Raw genomic sequence first — 19,158 nt, forward strand, 5'->3', positions numbered from 1 at the left:
TCTGAGATTTTTAGATTTATTTTATTTATAAGTGCTGACTTAACTATAGTATTCTTTGAGAAGAGTGATTTGAATAATGCCGAGTGACAAAAAGATTATTGAACTGGAACAAAAGGTTGTTGATCTCAAAGCCTCTTTAGCGACGATTCAGAAGGACAATGGAATCTGGGATAGAGTATTTACTGAAAGTTATTGGGGTATGGTGGTTTGTGACGCCGAAAGTTTAGAGATTCTCAAGGTTAATCCAACCTATGCAAAAATGCATGGTTATGGTCTTACAGAGTTGCTTGGCAGAACGGTCCATGAAGTATACTCTCCGGAGTCACTAAAAGAACTGCCGGATATTTTGGCAAGAATCCATTTATACGGGCATAGTGCTTATAATACCGTTCATCTTCGCAAAGATGGGAGCCGATTCCCTGTTCATACAGACAGTTATGAAGTTGAGATCGAGGGGAGACGTTTAATCTCTGTCTCGATTTGGGATGTTACTGAGCTTGAACAGAACCAAAAGGAATTAGCCTTATACCGGGAGAGTTTAGAAGAACTAGTTAAATCGCGCACCGAGGACCTTGAACGGACCAATGAAAAATTACAAATTGAGATGATTGGCAAAGAAACAGCCGAAAAGGATTTAGCTAAAGCGAATCAAGAGATGATAAACACCTTGGAAAGTATAAGTGACGGTTTTATTGCGGTAAATCATCAATGGGTAATAACTTATGCCAATGAAGCCATTGCTAAAGCGCTTACCGGGCGCGGCCTGGATGGAAAGCTAGTAGGTACTGTTTTCGGCTTTGCGGATTGGCAAAGGAATCATCAAATGTTTTGGGACTCATGTCAAGAGGTTATGGTAGAGGGAGTACGTAAACGTTTTGAGTTTTATTCGAATTTGATGGAACATTGGCTTGAATGCAGCATTTATCCCACTGCGAACGGTATTTCGATTTTCTTTCGCTATATAGATGAGAGGAAAAAGTTGGGGAAGGTTGTAGAAGAAGAACATCTCCGGCTTTATACACTTTTTAATGCTTTTCCCGGTTTGATTTATATTATTGAAGAAAATAATAAGATACGTTTTGCGAATCATAACTTTAAGAAGATCTTTGGGGATTGTGAAGGGCAATTTTGTCATACAGTTGTTGCAGGCTCATCTTCTCCATGCCAGGACTGTGCTAAAGAAACAAGGGCAAGGGATTCAGTCTTGTCTCGAAGTGAATATTTGTATAATCATAGGTTATATGAAGTTTATACTCAGCCCTACACCGATGTCGATGGAACGAGATTGTATTTTGCTGTGCTTATTGATATAACTGAACGTAAAAATGCTGACCGAGAATATTTACGTTTGGAACGCTTGAACATGGTTGGAGAAATGGCTGCCGGTATCGCTCATGAAGTAAGGAACCCATTGACGACTGTACGGGGATTTCTGCAGCTTCTTTCCACTAAGGATATCCCCCAACAGTATAGTGATTATTATAAAATAATGATTGAGGAATTAGATCGAGCAAATCTAATTATCACAGATTTTTTGAGCTTAGCCAGAGAAAAATCTCTGGATTTCACGCTGGTCAATTTAGCTAAAATCGTCAATTCTCTTATGCCTCTTCTAAGTGCAGACGCCCTTAATCATGATAAAGAAATCACCTTGGAGCTGGAGCCTGTCTCTGACATTGAGGGGGACGAAAATGAACTTCGACAATTGCTTTTAAACTTAGCAAGAAATGGGTTTGAGGCCATGGGGCGGGGCGGAGTATTAACGATAATAACCTTGGAAACTGATAATTATGTAATCCTGAAAATTTCCGATCAGGGCGGGGGCCTCGATCCCTACGTTCTGGAAAGGCTTGGGACCCCGTTTCTGACTACCAAAGAGGGAGGCACGGGTTTAGGGTTGGCGATATGTCAAAACATTGCAGTTCGGCATAATGCCCTTATGGAATTTGCTTCAGATACTTTGGGAACGACTGTAAGCATCAAATTTCCTTCAAGTAAAAAGGTTAAAAACCACGAGGACGAAATTCCAAGGTAGGGATTCGTCCTCGAAGTTTTACAAGGCAAAATCAAAAGATGCTTGACAACGTGCCATTGCTTTAATAAATTAAAGGAAGAAAGTAACGGAGGTGGGTATATTAATGTCAAGCGATGAGCGTTTGCGAAATCCTTTAACCGACGCCTTGTTCGAGGCAATACTCTTGTTAAGAACAAAAGAAGAGTGTTACCGCTTTTTTGAAGATATTGCAACGATCGCTGAAATTAAAGCCCTGGCACAGCGTTTGGAAGTAGCTAAGATGTTAAACCGAAATGAGACATATACAGTCATTGAGAAAGAGACCGGAGTAAGCACAGCTACGATCAGCAGAGTTAAGCGCTGTTTGAATTTTGGAGCGGACGGATATCAGTTAATTTTGAGCCGTTTACAAGAACAAAAGGACTAAGGTTTGAAATAAAGGAATTAGCGATTTTAAGCCTGAGCAAAATTGCCTATAATTAGCGCCATAATAAAGGAGACTACTACAATGCTTAGAACGAATTTAGGACAACGTATTCCTGAGGGGATGAGAGACCTGCTGCCTGAGGAAATTGCTTTGCAAGATCGTCTTGAGAGTGAAGTTCTCGCCCTTTTCCGGCAGTGGTCATACCAGAAAGTGTTAACTCCAACGCTGGAATTCACAGCTTGTGTTCAGCCGGATGCTGAACAGGCTGATTCGCTCTACAAGTTTTTTGATCGTGAAGGACGAACGTTGGCTTTACGCCCGGAGTTGACGATTCCTATTGCCCGTCTGGTCAATACGCGTATGCGTGGGGCGAATTTTCCTCTTCGTTTGTGCTACGGTGCTGATGTTTTTCGCAATTCTTTGGTTAGGTTTCGGGAGTTCCGTCAAGTGGGAGTTGAACTGATAGGAGCAGACCAGGAACTGGCTGATGCAGAAGTGATCGCCTTGGCTGTTGAGTCCATAGCCGGCTTAGGTCTCAAGAATTACCAATTTAATCTCGGCCATATGGGCATCTTCTCGGGACTCTTATTAGAAGCGGGAGTGGATGAAAGTTTCCGGCAGAAATTAGAAGAGGCTTTGGCTCGAAAAGATATGGTGGGCGTAGAACGGTTAGTTCAACAAAGTGCTTTGCCTGAACGTGTTCAAGACTTATTGCTTCGCTTGCCCCATTTTCGGGGAGGCGAAGAAATTTTGGACGAAGTTCTGGACTGGAGTTCGCGTTCGACTATTCGGGAGGCTGTGGAGAGTTTAAGGCGTATTTATCGTTATTTGAATGATTTTGGCGTTCAGGAGTATGTTTCTCTTGATTTAGGAATCCTAAGAGGCTTCTCTTATTATACGGGAGCAGTATTTGAAGGGTATGTGGCTGGGATTGGTTTTCCTGTGCTTGAGGGCGGACGCTATGATTCTTTATATTCTGATTTTGGAGTTTCTCATCCTGCAACAGGATTTGCTATACACTTAGGCAGTATGCTGGAACTCTTCCCTCTGCCTTCCGTTGCAGGAGCGGATATTTTAGTGTATGGATCTGATCCCAAACAAATAATCCGCGACTCTCGAGAACTGAGAGCAAAGGGCAAAAAGGTAGAGATGGTTCTGGAAACGATGGATCGAGAGGCGGCTGAAAAAATCGCCAGGTTGAAAAATATTTTCCAAATTCAACGGGCGGGAGAGGACGTGATAGAGAATGAATAAACTTGCAGTTCTCACAGGCGGAGGGGATTGCCCGGGGTTAAACGCGGTAATTCGTGCCGTTGTCAGAAGCGCAAACCAGTATGGCCTTGAAGTTTTGGGAATTAGAGACGGCTTTCACGGAGCAGTGGAAGGTGATTTTGTTCCCTTGAGTTTGGCCGATGTTTCAGGAATTCTGCCGCGGGGAGGCACGATTCTTGGCACGACGAACCGGGATAATCCCTTTCAGTATATGACTAAAGTCAATGGGGTAAGTCAGCCCCTTGATCGTTCCGAGGATGTTCTCAGAAATCTCAAGGGTGCCGGTGTCGATGCCTTATTAGCCATCGGTGGAGATGGAAGTTTGAATATCTCCTTGAAATTTGCGGACAAGGGGTTTCCCGTTATTGGAATCCCTAAAACCATTGATAATGATCTCATGGCTACAGATCAAACCTTCGGCTTTCAGACGGCTGTAGAAACGGCTCAGGAAGCCTTAGACCGCCTTCATACCACTGCAGAATCCCATCATAGGGTTATGATTCTTGAAGTTATGGGACGTTACGCCGGATGGATTGCCCTTTACGCAGGAGTTGCAGGAGGTGCTGATGTCATTTTGATTCCGGAGATTCCCTATAATCTTGCCAGAATCGCCTATTCTGTTCAGCAGCGGGCCAAACAAGGAAAGAAATTTAGTATTATTGTTGTGGCTGAAGGGGCAAAACCATCCGGCGGTGAAATGGTCGTTGAACGATTGTTTCCAGGACGTACTGATCCGGTTAAATTAGGGGGAATTGGCGTTAAAATAGGTGAGGATTTGGAAAAGCATTTTGGTTTAGAAACCCGAGTAACGGTGCTTGGGCATCTTCAGCGGGGAGGTTCCCCCAATTCTTATGACAGGGTATTAGCTACACGCTATGGTGTAGCCGCGGTGGATGCTGCCCTGGAGGGTAAATTCGGGATAATGGTTGCTCTTCAGGGAAGGGAAATTGTACACGTGCCGCTGCATCAAGCGGTAGACCAATTAAAGCTTGTACCTCTTAATGATCCTATCCTGATAGCAGCGCGCGCTATGGGAATTGAAATGGGAGACTAAAATAGATGTTGGATAAGCCAAGGGGTGCTGCCAAAAGAACTTCAGTGTTCGTTTAGCAGTACCCTTTTTCTGCTCTTTACTAACCAAATAGAAGCTGCTACTAACTTCCACATCTAAGCATGGTAGAGGTGGGAAAAACATTTACAATCGAGGTCAACTTAGGTCAACATAATGTTTTCCTTAACTTTTATAAAAGGTGTTGCCAGGAAGTAGGATGATTGGTATAATACTATTATATTTTAGCGCTTTACCAAACTAAAGCGCTAAAGAATGAAGAGCCGGAGAAAGGGGAAGCCCAGTGGAAAATGATTTTTTAACAATTGCCTTACCCAAAGGAAAACTGCTTATCGACTCGATCCAACGATTGAGCCGTATCGGAATAGATTGTGATCATGTTAACGAAGACTCTAGAAAGCTTTTCTATGATCTTCCCCAGAGTAAAGTGAAGATTATTATTTGCCGGGCGACCGATATACCGACCTACGTTGAATATGGGGCTGCCGATCTGGGAATCGCCGGTAAAGATACGCTTTTAGAGGAAAATAAAGATGTCATTGAATTACTGGATTTAAAATTTGGCTATTGCCGCTTCGTTGTAGCTATGCCGGAAGGGAGTGTTCCGCCGAAACTTCCTAACGGGGAGTACGATTTGAGCGGATTGAACCATCAAAGAGTCGCAACGAAATTCCCGAGAGTGGCGGAAACATTTTTCAGCGAGATAGGCATGCAAGTAAATCCCATTAAACTTCATGGCAACATTGAACTTGCTCCCTGTGTCGGTCTGGCAGAAATGATTGTTGATATTGTATCAACGGGTAAAACCTTGCGAGAGAACCATCTGGTGGAGGTTGCGCCGATACTTGATGCCACCTCGCGTTTGATCGCTAATAGAGTAGCTTATCGTATGAAGTATGAAAGAATTATGGATATTGCGGGAAAGCTGCGCAATGATATGAATGAAGTAGCTAATGAGGGAGGGAGCAGTACGTGAAAGTAGAGAATTTAAAAGACATTAATTTAAAACGTCTCACACGAAAATCTTATGGAGATGATAAAGCCCTTGAACTGCGTGTTGCTGAGATTTTAGAGAGCGTTTGTGAAAAGGGAGATGAGGCACTTTATGAGATGACAGAGAAATTTGATCATGTCAACCTGCGCCATGAGGGGTTAAAGGTTACCGCTGAGGAACTTCAAGGGGCTTACCGTGACGTTGGTGACAATTTTTTGCAGGCTTTACGCAGGGCAAAGGGGAACATCCTGCGCTACCATGAGAAACAAAAGCGCATCTCTTGGTTAGAACCGGATTCTGATGGAAGCATTTTGGGACAGCTTTTATTGCCGCTCCAGCGGGTTGGGATTTATGTGCCCGGCGGCACAGCTTCCTATCCATCGTCGGTACTGATGAATGCGTTGCCGGCAGTTGTTGCGGGTGTTAAAGAAATTGTAATGGTCAGTCCGCCCCGTCCGGACGGTACGCTGCTGCCTGAAGTATTAGTAGCTGCCGCAGAGGCAGGAGTGACTGAGATCTATAAAGTTGGAGGAGCTCAGGGGATTGCGGCTTTGGCCTACGGGACTGAGAGCATCTTCCGGGTTGATAAAATTACCGGACCGGGTAATATTTACGTGACCTTAGCTAAAAAGCAGGTTTTTGGCACCGTGGATATTGATATGCTGGCGGGACCCAGTGAAATACTGATCTTAGCCGATGAAAGCGGGAAAGCTGAAGAGTTAGCCGCTGATCTGTTGTCTCAGGCCGAGCATGATCGTCTTGCCTCCGCGATTTTAGTATCACCATCCCGTGATCTTCTGGAGGAAACCGTGAAAGAGGTAGAGAGGCAGCTGGAAGATTTGCCGCGGGGGGAAATCGCCCGTGCATCTTGGGAAACCTATGGTGCAGCTATTTGGGTTAACGATGTGAGTGAAGGTCTGGCTTTAGCGAACGAAATTGCCCCTGAGCATTTTGAACTGGTGGTCAAAGATCCTTACTCTTGGTTAGGACAGGTGAAAAACGTCGGGGCAGTGTTTTTAGGCAGGTATTCCCCAGAACCGGTGGGTGATTACTTTGCCGGACCTAATCATGTGTTACCTACCGGCGGAACAGCCAGATTTTATTCTCCCCTCAATGTTGATACCTTTATGAAGAAGGTGAGTGTTATTTCGTATTCCGAAGAAGCTCTCAAGCGAGATGCTCAACAGATAGCTCTGCTTGCCCGCCGCGAAGGTCTGGAAGCTCATGCCCGTGCTGTTGAAGTGCGAGTTAAGCGCAACCTTTCCTTGTAATTGCATAAATGGAACAAGTATCAATTGAGAAGAGTTCATAAAGACGGATTAAGGAAGGAGCCATACTCCTATGGGAATGATGGTAAACCAAATTGAGGAACTTGTGCGTCCGGAGGTGCGGAAGTTCGTTCCTTATAAAGCAAATCATATGCCCCAGTGCATTACTCTTGATGCTAATGAAAACCCTTTTCCTTGGCCGGAGGGTATGCGGGAAAAATTATATGCCGCCAACATACCTTTTAACCGTTATCCCGACGGAATGGCACAAGAGCTGAAACAGGCAATTGCGGGGTACGTACGGCTATCTCCTGAAGGAATCTTGGTTGGCAACGGTTCTGATGAATTAATTCAGCTCCTCCTTCTCACCTTTGGCGGAGGCGGAAAATCAATGGTTATCCATCCGCCGACCTTCAGTATGTATCAAATTGCTGCTCGTTTGACAAGTACGGCGGTTTTAGAAGTTCCTTTGCTGGAGGGCCTTTATTTGGACGTGGAGAAAATGTTAAAAGCGGCACAGTCTCCGGATGTTCATGTGCTGATTATTTGTAATCCTAATAATCCAACAGGTTCTCTGTTTCCACGGGAAGATATTTTAAAGCTTGTGAGGGAAAGCGGCAAAATTGTGGTGGTTGATGAAGCTTACGCAGAATTTTCCGGGGAAACTCTAATTCCTGAGCTGGCGAATTACCCTAACTTAGTAATCCTGAGGACTTTTTCCAAGGCTTTTGGTATGGCAGGCCTTCGTTTGGGGTACTTGCTCGGTCAACCCGGAACGATCGACTTAGTGAATCGTACCCGGGCCCCCTTTAATGTAAACTCTCTGAGTCAGAAGGCCGGGATTCTTGCCTTAGAATATCTGCCGGAATATCATAAGCAAATTGAGATTGTTACGTTGGAAATTCAAAAACTCTATCAAGGGTTATCCCTGGTTCCTGGGCTTAAGGTATTTCCGACAAAGGCTAATTTTATTCTCTTTCAACCGAAGGATGCGGATCGTTGGGTTAAGGAACTTTTGCAGAGAGGTTTTCTTGTCCGCAATATGGGCAATCTGCCGGTCCTTGGCAGTTGTTTGCGTATCAGTGCCGGTTTGCCGGAAGAAAATGAGAAGTTTTTAAAGGCTGTTGCAGAAATTAATCGGCTCTAGGTTTTAGGGTTAAGAAGTTGAGAAATGAAATAACAGGTGTTAATGAAATTATTCGTATCCGTCTTGTTTAACATGGGTTTCGAGAGGAGAACATTATGCGGGAAGCGTTTATTGAACGAAAAACAAAAGAAACTGAGATTCGTGTCCGACTGAACCTTGATGGGGCGGGAGACGCTCAGGCAGAGACAGGGATTGGTTTTTTTAATCATATGCTGACAGCCTTTGCCCGATTTGCTTATTTCGATCTTGAGTTAAAAGCCAGCGGCGATTTGGAAGTCGATGCCCACCACACCATTGAAGATTGTGGAATTGTATTGGGGCAGGCCTTGAAGGAAGCCTGCGGCAACAAGGCGGGAATTGAACGGATTGGCGAGACGCTGCTCCCCATGGACGAGGCCTTGGTTCAAGTTGCCCTTGATTTCTCCAACAGACCCTATTTAGTATGGGATATAAAGCCTTCTGAAGGAATGGTCGGCCAGTTTCCCTTTGAAATGGCAGAGGAATTCTTTCGGGCCTTCGCTGTACATAGCGGATTAACGCTGCATATTCGGCAAATTTCCGGAAAAAATCTTCATCATATCCTTGAAGCAGTATTTAAAGGTGTGGGGAGAGCCCTAGGTTTGGCTCTGCGTGAAAATCCACGCTTTAGCGGTATTCTTTCAACAAAAGGGGTTCTCTAAAAGACTCAATTGCGTTCCGGGAGGTATGGAAAGTGATAGGAATTGTGGATTATGGGCGTGGAAACTTGAGAAGTGTCGAAAAAGCTTTGGAAAAAGTGGGCTTTGAAGCTAAGATTATGACTGCTCCGCGAGACTTGCAAACTGTTGATGGTGTTATCCTGCCGGGAGTAGGGGCTTTTGCTGATGCTATGGAAGGCTTGAAGCAGGGGGAATGGATTGAGCCAATCGTTGAATTTGCCCGTTCCGGCCGCCCCTTTTTGGGAATTTGTCTCGGGATGCAGGTGCTCTATGAGGTTGGAGAAGAACATGGCGAACACGCCGGCTTAGGACTCCTCGCCGGACGGGTGGTTAAATTTCCGCCGGGCAGAAAAGTTCCTCACATGGGGTGGAACAGTGTTTCTTTGCTTCAACCTTCGCGCTTGTTAGAAGAGATTCCCAGCGAATCCTACTTTTATTTTGTGCATTCCTTTTATGTTCTGCCTGAGGATTCGCAGGATATCCTTGGTACCAGCGATTATGGAATTGTTTTTCCGGCCGTTGTCGGCAAAGATAATGTTTGGGGAGCTCAGTTCCACCCGGAAAAGTCAAGTCCTTGGGGGCTTCAGTTACTGTCTAATTTCGGAAAGTTGGTGAACGAGTATGCTGCTCTTTCCAGCAATTGATCTCAAAGAGGGAAAAGCTGTGCGTTTATTGCAGGGGCGCATGGAAGACTCCACGGTTTACGCTGATGACCCTGTTGAGGTGGCTGAGAACTTTAAAAAGCAAGGGGCTTCCCACTTGCATGTTGTTGATTTAAATGGGGCCTTTACCGGGCAGCCGGTCAATGATGAGGTAATTCGCAAAATCGTGGGGAGTGTTTCCCTGAAGGTCCAAGTGGGAGGCGGCATTCGAACGATGGAACGAATTACCGAACTATTGGAATTAGGAGTGGAACGGGTTATCTTAGGAACTATTGCAGTCAAAGACCCGCAATTAGTTGCTGAGGCTGCCCGCCGCTATGGTGAACGGATCATTGTTGGAATTGATGCCTTAGGGGGGCGGGTTGCCGTCCAGGGCTGGGCCGAAGCCACAGAGATGCAGGCTGTTGATCTGGCACAAGCCATGAAGAATGTGGGGGTTAAACACATCGTTTTCACCGATATAGCCCGGGATGGAATGCTTAGCGGGCCTAACATTGAAAGTACGGTTCAGTTGGCCCAAGAGACGGGCATCAATGTTATTACTTCTGGGGGAATTTCGACCTTAGAAGACATAAGGCGGCTGCAGACGGAACACTTAAAAGGGATTCCCATTGAGGGTGCCATAACGGGAAAGGCCCTCTATAGCGGTGCCTTTACGCTGAAAGAAGCTTTAGAAGCGGCAAATTATAAGCCGCAGTTAACAGAAAAAAGGGGGGAATGAGATGTTAAGCAAACGAATTATTCCCTGTTTAGATGTTCATGACGGACGTGTCGTCAAAGGCACTAACTTTGTGCAATTAAGGGATGCCGGTGATCCGGTGGAGCTTGCCGCCCTCTATGATCGAGAAGGTGCAGATGAGCTGGTGTTTTTAGATATTACTGCTTCTTCCGATAAAAGAGAGACCATGGTGGATGTGGTACGGCGAACGGCGGAACAAGTTTTTATTCCCTTTACTATCGGAGGAGGATTGCGTACCATTGAGGATATCCGCAAGATGCTGCGGGCCGGGGCGGACAAAGTATCTTTGAATACTTCTGCAGTGCAGAATCCCAGATTGATCCAAGAAGGTGCTTATGCCTTTGGAAGCCAGTGTATTGTTGTTGCTATTGACGCGCGCAGTACAGCTCCGGGAAAATGGGAAGTTTATATTCACGGGGGAAGAACACCAACAGGCAAGGATGTTTTAGAATGGGCCGAGGAAGCCGAAAGGCTCGGGGGCGGGGAAATTCTCTTAACTTCCATGGATCGGGATGGAACGAAAGCTGGTTATGAATTAGAATTGACAAGAGCTGTAAGCAGAGCGGTTTCTCTTCCCGTGATTGCCAGCGGCGGTGTGGGTACTCTGGAACATTTGGCGGAGGGACTTACTTTAGGAGAGGCTGATGCTGTTTTAGCGGCTTCGATTTTTCATTATAAGGAATACAGCATAAAAGAGGCAAAAAGGTATTTGGCGGATCGGGGAATCTTAGTAAGGGGACTTGGGTAGGGGACTTGTGTGACATGCCCATAAAATTGGAAGGTAGCGATGTAACATGGAAGAAAATCAAATGGAACTTCTCGATTTATCAGGAATCCGCTGGGATGCTCATGGGCTTGTCCCTGCGATTGCCCAGGATGTGGAGACTAAAGAAGTTCTTATGCTTGCCTATATGAATGAGGAATCCTTGAGAAGGACGATGAAGGAACGAAAAGCTTGCTATTATAGCAGGAGCAGGCAAGCTCTTTGGCTGAAAGGCGAAACCTCGGGGCATTTTCAAGAGGTTGTGGATATTAAATTTGATTGCGATCAAGATGCTCTGCTTTTGACGGTAAGACAGACAGGGATGGCGTGTCATGAAAATCATTTTTCATGCTTTCACTATGATTTGGAAAAGAATGGTTTTAAGAAGGTTGGAGAACCTGACGTGAAACCCGACGTGCCTTTAGGAAGAACTTTGGAATTATTGACTGAGGTGATTCACTCGCGAAATCTTGAGCGGCCGGAAGGTGCTTATACCACGTACCTCTTTGAAAAAGGGATTGATAAAATTCTCAAGAAGGTCGGGGAAGAATGTGCTGAGGTAATTATTGCGGCTAAAAACTCAGATCCGGATGAGATTCGCTATGAGGTCTCGGATTTGTTCTATCATGTTTTAGTGATGTTGGAAGAGCGCGGGGTTAAGGTTGAAGAGATCAGTAAGGAGCTTTACAAGAGGCGAAAGTAACAATAATTAGACCCCATGGCATTAAAACGGTGCCAAGTTTTGAGGGAAATGAGCTGTTTTTGGGGTGTTAACTTTAAGAAACTCTGTCCTAAAAAGTCTTTGGAAATCTATGAAGGATTTTAAGGGATTGGGATTTAGAGAATAATGTAGTATTATATAATCAGATCAGCACAAGAGAACTTATCAATAGAAACATGAAGTCTGTCCTGATACTTGAAGATAAGCGTAGGTGGCTGTTGTGTTTAAGATTACAGAAGATTGTGTTGAAAACAAACAATTTGTTGAGTATTTTAGTTCTGATGCTAAAAAGGGTACGGAAGAGTTTGAACAATTGATTAAGGAATTTGAAGCGGGACCTCAGTATAAATTTCGGATGCGGGATGTTGATGAAGTAGTTTATTTTATTGGGTATTCAGACGATAATACCAAAAAAAGAGGCTTTGATCCGTTTGATATGTATGGAGAGTACTATGGTTGCTTTGATATCCAGTATCTTAATGATCAGGGTGAATATGTGCGATTGTAGTTTGGTTTGAACGAAGTTTGTAAGAGTTAGGAAAAAGGGCTAGAGGCAATGCTTCTGGCCTTATTCTTATAATATGTTATTTTTTGACTTTGTTTGTATAATCCCCAAGGACTAATCTGAAAGTGAACTTGTTCAGCTAAAGCTGAACATCAGGGCTTCGATGGCGATAGTTTCCAATGGAGAGTTCCTATATTATATAAGTTGGACGGGGGTTATATAGTTTTTTTATATTGGAAAAGGAGTGGGAAACATGGATGAAGTTAATCTGGAAGGGGTAACGAAAAAGTTACCTTTGGTTCCGGGAATTAATGGGAAAGATGAATATTTCAATTCTGCCGTCTTAGTACTATTGATGTTAATAGATGGTCAGTACCATTTTGTCTTTGAGAAAAGAGCGGCCTTAATTAGACAGGCAGGTGAGATTTGTTTCCCGGGGGGGAAGTTTGATCCGAAGAAGGATAAAAACTATCAGGAAACAGCCGTTCGAGAAACCGAAGAGGAACTGGGCATAACGGCTGACCGGATAAAAATTATCGGGCCTTTGGATACCGTGATTTCCACCATTGGAACAACAGTGGATGCCTTTTTGGGTATTCTTGATGTAGAAAGCTTAGAGAACTTAAGTATAAACATCCCGGAAGTTGAGCGGATTTTTACAGTACCTGTTTCGCATTTCGAAGCTAATGAACCTGATGTATATCAAGTAATCCTTGAAGTTCATCCTTCTCACCTCAATCAAGCAGGCGAAGAAGTGGTAACATTTCCTGCCAAGGAATTGGGCCTCCCCGAACGCTATCATAAACAGTGGGGAAATGTGAAAAGCAATATTTATGTTTATAAGGTCAATGACGTTACAATTTGGGGGATTACGGCTCGGCTGATCAGGGATGTTGTAAGAAAGATTAAGGAAATTTAATCCTCAGGAAGGCAAAATTAGTGAACAAAGCAGGAATCGTGTGTATTTTTAGAGAATTTTAAGTGTATTGAAGTAACTGGATTATTGAAGCTAACTATTATTTGGAGGTGTTTCAAAAAATGGAGCAATTATCAGATTTCCCTGTTCAGGTAACCATACCAATCGCTTGGGGCGAGATGGATTCCTATGGCCATATTAATAACATCTATTATTTAAGATATTTCGAAATAGCCCGGATTCAGTATTTTCGTGAAATGGGCTTAATGGATATGAAACTAGAGACAGGACTTGGTCCAATCTTGGCTCAGACGACATGTAAGTATCTTAAACCATTACAATATCCGGATCAAATCGTCGTAGGGGCGAAGATAAAATCAATGAGTAAGTCAAGTTTTGTGATGGAACACCTGATCGTCAGCGAAAAGATTGGAGTTGCCGCTTCTGGAGAAGGGGTAATTGTCATGTATGATTACAATGCGGCACAGAAGGCAGAAATACCCGCCACCATTAGAAGTCAAATTGAGGAATTTGAGAAAAAAACGTTCACAAATTAAAGTGTCAAAGTGTCATAAATGATCTCTGTAATATCCGTAAGATCCGTAAACTACAGACTTGTACGGTTTAAAAACTGTTTTAAAGATCATGTGAAACTAAGAGGGCTCATCGCATCATGCTGTTGCGAACTTACGATCGATTGAAAATAGATTGGGGATAAGGTATGTCGCAAATAATAAATACGACATTAAATGACTTTACTTTAAGATTTGCCGAAATTGACGATGTTCCGCTAATTTTAAGTTTCATCAGAGAGCTGGCCGAGTATGAAAAAATGCTCTCCGCAGTAGTAGCAACAGAGGAAGATCTAAAGGAATCGTTGTTCCAACGCAAGATGGCTGAGGTTATTATTGGGGAATATAAAAATCAGCCAGTAGGTTTTGCTTTATTCTTTCATAACTTTTCTACATTTCTTGGGAAGCCTGGAATATATCTTGAGGATCTTTATATAAAACCGGAAATGCGCGGCAAGGGATTGGGCAAAATAATACTTTCTTTCCTTGCCCAATTGGTTATTGAGCGTAAATGTGGACGCTTAGAATGGTGGTGTTTAGACTGGAACAAGCCTTCCATAGAATTTTATAAACAGTTAGGTGCAGTTCCAATGGATGACTGGACAGTCTATAGAGTTTGTGACGAAGCACTGCATAAATTGCGAGAAACTTTTCGGAGTCATGAGGAAGAGACAATGAAAGAATGAAGAGTTTATGTAATACTGATCTAAAAAGGCTATGACGAATATGACATAGCCTTTTGGTTTACGTAAAGAAATATATTTTTAGGAGTGGAAGGTCTAGGCTTGATTTTGCCGAATGACTAGTTAATTGAGTTAGTTTCATAATTCATACCCCTTGATATAAGCGGGCTTTTTACCCGTAAAAAAAGGAGTACCTCCCCAAAATCTCGAAAGTGTAAGTGACCAAACAAACACCGAGAGGTTGAAAGGAGAACTCCCAATGTTTAGTATTCGCCAAGAACGTCTATTTTCCTTGGAAGAAATCTTAGAAATGTCACCGAAAGAATCGTATCCGCTTCTATTGGATCCGCTGAATATTACTCCTTTGTTGAGAGTGGTTTCAAAAAAGGCATTTTTGGGAGCTCCAACCACGCTTAACTATTCAGCCATGATCTATTCTTTATTCATTCGAGTGATCGAACGAATTCCTACGATCAAAGATTTACGAAAACGATTAAAAAACAGCTTGGAATTCCGTTTCGACTGCGGCTTTACGATGGCTGATGCAGTTCCTAGCGAGTCCTCTTATACTCGAATGATTCAAAAAATCAAGGGTTCTTCTGCTTTGGAAAAAATTCAAAATGAACTAGTCTCTCAGGCGTTTCAAGAAGGCTTCATCGATGGGGATGTTATAGCCATCGATGCTACTCATATTGAAGCGAGAGACCGTAAACCTGAGAAAAAGAAAGACGAAGAGGTTCCAGTCAAGCAAACCTCCAAAAAACGCGGACGAAAACCCAAATCGGAACGGGAGAAATGGCTCAAAGAACAACAGGAACTGGAAGAGAATCGACCCCTCTTTGAGAAGAAAATTGAAGCTCAACTTCCTCTTGATTTCAAGACGATCGAACAGCAAATCCCGCAAGATCCTCACTGGGGAATTAAGAAAAACTCCGAGGGCAAAAACGTCTTTTGGTTCGGGTTCAAAGGTCATCTTCTCGTGGACTGTAAAAGCCAATACATTTTAAAGTCCTTACTTTCCTCGGGAAATGTCAATGATGGCAAAATGGCGATTCCTCTACTCAAGGCTCTTCATGAACTTCACCCCCAGCTGAAGCCTTCCTATTCGCTTTTGGATGCTGGTTACGATTACAGCCCAATTTACCAACAAGCAAAAGCCATGGGGTCAAGGGCCCTGATTGATTACAATCCACGCAATGAACAACTACCCGAAGACAAGGACAAATACTTTTGCCCTAAGTGTCAAGAAGGTCATTCCTACCGATATGATAGCTATGATTCCCGATACGACACGTTGAAATATACTCAACCCAAGAAGTGCAAAGAGTGTCCTCTGAAAGAAAACAACCAGTGTCAAAAGGTATTCAAGGTTAAGGTTTCCTCAGACCCCAGAAAATACACCGTTCCAGCCAGAGGAAGTGGGCGCTACTTTGAACTCTATAAACAGAGAACAGCCGTAGAACGTGTTAATGCTTATCTCAAAGAGTACTTTCAGTTAAACAACATTCGACATCGAGGAAACGTAGCCAAAATCGACTTCGAGTTTTCTATCCTGACCTATACCCTCTGCAAATTAGCCGTAGACCGATTGAACAAGTTCAAACGTATAGCTGCAGCATAAATCTTCAAAAAATGTTACTAACGAAATTCTGAAGGTCTGAGCTTTAACAATTAAACATTATGAAATTGACTCAATTGTTTTATATTTTGACTAGAGAATTAAAATATTTCTTTTTGAGCCAAAATAAATAATCATACTTGAGGGAAGGTGTTATTAGTCATGAAATTTCAAGATTATAAATACCATCGGCCTGACTTAGAGGTTATAAAATCTAAGTTCTCTTCTCTGTTGGAGAAATTTGAGCAAGCTGAGAGTTTGGACGAGCAAGATGCAGCGATGGTTGAAATTAACGCATTACGCAGGGAATTCGAGTCAATGTCACAGCTGGCCTCAATCCGACATACCATTGACACGATGGATACATATTATGAACAGGAACAAGAGTATTTTGATGAAACGATGCCCATATACGAAGGGTTAATTTCTGAATTCTATCAGGCTTTAGTGAACTCTTCATTTCGCAGTTCTTTAGTGAAAAAGTGGGGCAAACAGCTATTTACGATTGCCGAGTTAATGTTGAAAACGTTTAAGCCGGAGATTATTGAAGAATTACAGCTTGAGAATAGGTTAATCACTGAATACACAAAACTCATCGCTTCAGCCAGTATTATGTTTGAGGGCGAAGAACGCAACTTGCCCGGTCTCGGTCCCTTCCAACAGTCGGAAGACCGGTTGATGAGGAAAAGGGCCCACGAAGCCCGTTACACTTTTTTTGCCGAAAATGAAGATACATTAGATAGAATCTATGATGATCTGGTTAAAATTCGTACTCAGATTGCCCGAAAACTTGGCTATGAGAATTATATTGAACTTGGCTATGCTCGAATGTTACGTTCGGATTATAACCCGGAAATGGTGGCTAATTTCCGCCGGCAGGTTGCAGAGGAAATTGTTCCCGTTGCAACAAAGCTGCGTGAACGGCAGCGGAAGCGGCTTGGCTTAGATAATCTTATGTATTATGACGAAAAGATTAATTTTCCGAAGGGAAACGCCAAACCTCAGGGCGATCCGGAATGGATTCTGGACAACGGGCGAAGGATGTATAAAGAACTGTCTCCCGAGACTGATGAATTCTTTACCTTTATGACAGATCATGAGCTTATGGATTTGGTAAGCAAAAAGGGCAAAGCCGGAGGCGGCTACTGCACTTTTATTAGCGAATATCGTTCGCCTTTTATTTTTTCTAATTTCAATGGGACCTCAGGAGACGTTGATGTTTTGACCCATGAGGCGGGGCACGCCTTCCAGGTTTATAGCAGTCAAAATTTTTCCTTGCCTGAATATCAATGGCCAACCTATGAATCATGTGAAATTCATTCCATGAGCATGGAGTTTTTCGCCTGGCCCTGGATGGACTTGTTCTTTAAAGAAGGGGCAGACAAATATCGCTTTACTCATTTAAGTGAGGCCCTTTTATTTATACCCTATGGAGTAACTGTCGATGAGTTTCAGCATTTCATTTATTCAAAACCTGAAGCAACTCCCCAAGAGAGAAAAGAAGCTTGGAGAAAAATCGAAAGCAAATATCTTCCCCATCGTAATTATGCAGGCAATGAATATCTGGAGCAAGGCAGTTACTGGCATCAACAAAGCCATATCTTTAGTGCTCCCTTCTACTATATCGATTATACTCTTGCTCAAATATGCGCTTTTCAGTTCTGGAAAAAATCCGGGGAAAGCCGGGAGTCTGCTTGGCAAGATTATTTAAAATTGTGTCGCATAGGCGGCAGCCAATCCTTTTTAGGTTTAGTCAAAGAAGCAAATTTAACCTCACCATTTGAAAATGGATGTGTTCGGAGTGTCATCCAAGCCATTGAGGAATGGCTTGATAAAGTTGATGACAGCCGGTTATAAGAATAATTCCCTAGAGTTGAAAAATAAGATACTTTATTAATTGGAGGCTTTTATTTTGATTACGGAAGTTTATCCCGGGATTTATAAAAACGAAATCCCATTACCTAAAAATCCCTTAAGAGCTATAAATAGTTATATCCTGCTTTCTGATACAAGAAATTTAGTCATAGATACGGGCTTTAACACCCAAGAATGCCAGGCCGCCTTGCTGGAAGGTCTCCAAGAATTGAATGTTGATCTGAGCAAGACGGAGCTATTAATCACGCATATGCATACCGATCATTCAGGTTTAGCCCCGGTCCTCAAAAAGCTTGGAGTAAAAACTGTCTATTTTAGTGAGATCGATGGAGGCCTTTTTAACCAAACATCAAAGCGAGACGCTTTCTTTCATACACTAAACAAAATATTCGGGCTTACAAATGATACTGCTTCAGGTTTTGGCAAAGAGTTTGGCACAAGGCTTGTTGAGCCTCTGGAATTTACACCTTTATCAGAGGGGGATGAACTGGTAATAGGAGACTATAAGCTGGAAGTGGTGGATATACCAGGACACACCCCAGGCCATATAGGCCTTTATGATCGTAGGCATAGGCTCTTTTTCAGCGGCGATCATATTCTTGATGAAATCACCCCGAATATAACCTTCTGGGGATTTGAACAGGATATTTTAGCAACTTATTTTGAGAGTCTACATAAGGTTAGCCAGTATCCAATCGATTATCTTTTTACAGCTCATCGGAAGATTATCAGAAATCACCAAACAAGAATTAAAGAGCTCATCAACCATCATGATGAACGGCTCCGGGAAATCCTTGATATTCTCCGCAGCGGAAGAAAGACTACCAGTGAGATGGCGGCTTCTATGCATTGGGATTTGAGTTATAATAGATGGGAGGATTTCCCTGTCCCGCAGAAGTGGTTTGCCTCAGGAGAAGCATTGTCACATTTGGAACATCTTGTTCATACTGGGAAAGTTGAGCGAATTGAGGAAGATGGAGTGTTCTTTTACCAATTAAAATAACTTTTGTATGAAATTTTAAGAGATTATTAGGCAGTCACCTCCGCCAGATGCTAACAAGTGCGAAGAAAGTCTTCGGGTGCCTGCCTGGATTTGTTTATACTTGATCACAATATTCATGTGAATTGTTGGGGAGCGTCATAAAACCATTCAACTGGTTTTGAGACGCTCTCTTTTTGTTGAATGAATTGGGCCCTAAAACAAAAGAATGTCTA

General features: G+C 43.1%; 19 protein-coding genes. All 19 read left to right on the forward strand.

What is annotated here, in order from left to right:
* The first annotated feature begins 76 nt into the window (after positions 1–76).
* Entirely contained in the window at positions 77–2,035 is a 1,959-nt protein-coding gene (locus tag DESACI_RS04475; protein WP_014825980.1) for a PAS domain S-box protein, read from the forward strand.
* Positions 2,036–2,138: 103 nt separating this feature from the next.
* Complete coding sequence (locus DESACI_RS04480) at positions 2,139–2,441, forward strand: YerC/YecD family TrpR-related protein (RefSeq protein WP_014825981.1); 303 nt, start codon at positions 2,139–2,141, stop codon at positions 2,439–2,441.
* 81 nt (positions 2,442–2,522) lie between these two features.
* Positions 2,523–3,695 carry an ATP phosphoribosyltransferase regulatory subunit gene (gene hisZ / locus DESACI_RS04485; RefSeq protein ID WP_014825982.1) on the forward strand — a complete coding sequence of 391 codons (1,173 nt, stop codon included), beginning with the start codon at positions 2,523–2,525 and terminating at the stop codon, positions 3,693–3,695.
* Positions 3,688–4,767 carry a 6-phosphofructokinase gene (locus DESACI_RS04490; RefSeq protein ID WP_014825983.1) on the forward strand — a complete coding sequence of 360 codons (1,080 nt, stop codon included), beginning with the start codon at positions 3,688–3,690 and terminating at the stop codon, positions 4,765–4,767. The genes hisZ and DESACI_RS04490 overlap by 8 nt, the downstream gene beginning before the upstream one ends.
* A 298-nt stretch (positions 4,768–5,065) precedes the next feature.
* Complete coding sequence (gene hisG / locus DESACI_RS04495; RefSeq protein WP_014825984.1) at positions 5,066–5,758, forward strand: ATP phosphoribosyltransferase; 693 nt, start codon at positions 5,066–5,068, stop codon at positions 5,756–5,758.
* A complete protein-coding gene (gene hisD, locus DESACI_RS04500; protein ID WP_014825985.1) occupies positions 5,755–7,047 on the forward strand; it encodes a histidinol dehydrogenase in 1,293 nt (430 codons plus the stop codon). The genes hisG and hisD overlap by 4 nt, the downstream gene beginning before the upstream one ends.
* A 70-nt stretch (positions 7,048–7,117) precedes the next feature.
* Positions 7,118–8,191, forward strand: coding sequence for a histidinol-phosphate transaminase (gene hisC, locus DESACI_RS04505; RefSeq protein WP_014825986.1), 1,074 nt, complete (start codon positions 7,118–7,120; stop codon positions 8,189–8,191).
* Between the two features lie 95 nt (positions 8,192–8,286).
* Positions 8,287–8,871: an imidazoleglycerol-phosphate dehydratase HisB gene (gene hisB, locus DESACI_RS04510; protein WP_014825987.1), complete on the forward strand. Its 585-nt coding sequence runs from the start codon at positions 8,287–8,289 to the stop codon at positions 8,869–8,871.
* A gap of 32 nt (positions 8,872–8,903) precedes the next feature.
* Positions 8,904–9,533, forward strand: coding sequence for an imidazole glycerol phosphate synthase subunit HisH (hisH, locus tag DESACI_RS04515; protein WP_014825988.1), 630 nt, complete (start codon positions 8,904–8,906; stop codon positions 9,531–9,533).
* Positions 9,511–10,272, forward strand: a complete 762-nt coding sequence (gene hisA, locus DESACI_RS04520; RefSeq protein ID WP_014825989.1) for a 1-(5-phosphoribosyl)-5-[(5-phosphoribosylamino)methylideneamino]imidazole-4-carboxamide isomerase — start codon at positions 9,511–9,513, stop codon at positions 10,270–10,272. Before hisH ends, hisA begins: the two co-directional genes overlap by 23 nt.
* A 1-nt stretch (position 10,273) precedes the next feature.
* On the forward strand, positions 10,274–11,038 hold the full coding sequence (hisF, locus tag DESACI_RS04525; protein ID WP_014825990.1) for an imidazole glycerol phosphate synthase subunit HisF: 765 nt from the start codon (positions 10,274–10,276) through the stop codon (positions 11,036–11,038).
* Positions 11,039–11,084: 46 nt separating this feature from the next.
* The gene (hisIE, locus tag DESACI_RS04530) at positions 11,085–11,756 is read left to right on the forward strand and encodes a bifunctional phosphoribosyl-AMP cyclohydrolase/phosphoribosyl-ATP diphosphatase HisIE (RefSeq protein ID WP_014825991.1); all 672 of its coding nucleotides are present in this window, start codon (positions 11,085–11,087) and stop codon (positions 11,754–11,756) included.
* Positions 11,757–11,994: 238 nt separating this feature from the next.
* Entirely contained in the window at positions 11,995–12,282 is a 288-nt protein-coding gene (locus DESACI_RS04535) for a hypothetical protein (protein ID WP_014825992.1), read from the forward strand.
* Between the two features lie 250 nt (positions 12,283–12,532).
* Positions 12,533–13,198 (forward strand): NUDIX hydrolase, encoded by a 666-nt coding sequence (locus DESACI_RS04540; RefSeq protein ID WP_014825993.1) that lies wholly within the window; start codon positions 12,533–12,535, stop codon positions 13,196–13,198.
* A gap of 119 nt (positions 13,199–13,317) precedes the next feature.
* Positions 13,318–13,752, forward strand: a complete 435-nt coding sequence (locus tag DESACI_RS04545; protein ID WP_014825994.1) for an acyl-CoA thioesterase — start codon at positions 13,318–13,320, stop codon at positions 13,750–13,752.
* A 164-nt stretch (positions 13,753–13,916) separates the two neighbouring features.
* Complete coding sequence (locus tag DESACI_RS04550) at positions 13,917–14,453, forward strand: GNAT family N-acetyltransferase (protein WP_014825995.1); 537 nt, start codon at positions 13,917–13,919, stop codon at positions 14,451–14,453.
* A 256-nt stretch (positions 14,454–14,709) separates the two neighbouring features.
* Complete coding sequence (locus tag DESACI_RS04555) at positions 14,710–16,071, forward strand: IS1182 family transposase (RefSeq protein ID WP_014825334.1); 1,362 nt, start codon at positions 14,710–14,712, stop codon at positions 16,069–16,071.
* Positions 16,072–16,230: 159 nt separating this feature from the next.
* On the forward strand, positions 16,231–17,925 hold the full coding sequence (locus DESACI_RS04560; protein WP_014825996.1) for a M3 family oligoendopeptidase: 1,695 nt from the start codon (positions 16,231–16,233) through the stop codon (positions 17,923–17,925).
* A 55-nt stretch (positions 17,926–17,980) separates the two neighbouring features.
* Complete coding sequence (locus DESACI_RS04565) at positions 17,981–18,946, forward strand: MBL fold metallo-hydrolase (protein ID WP_014825997.1); 966 nt, start codon at positions 17,981–17,983, stop codon at positions 18,944–18,946.
* Positions 18,947–19,158 lie beyond the last annotated feature (212 nt).

The sequence above is a fragment of the Desulfosporosinus acidiphilus SJ4 genome (genome assembly GCF_000255115.2).
GTDB lineage: Bacteria > Bacillota > Desulfitobacteriia > Desulfitobacteriales > Desulfitobacteriaceae > Desulfosporosinus > Desulfosporosinus acidiphilus.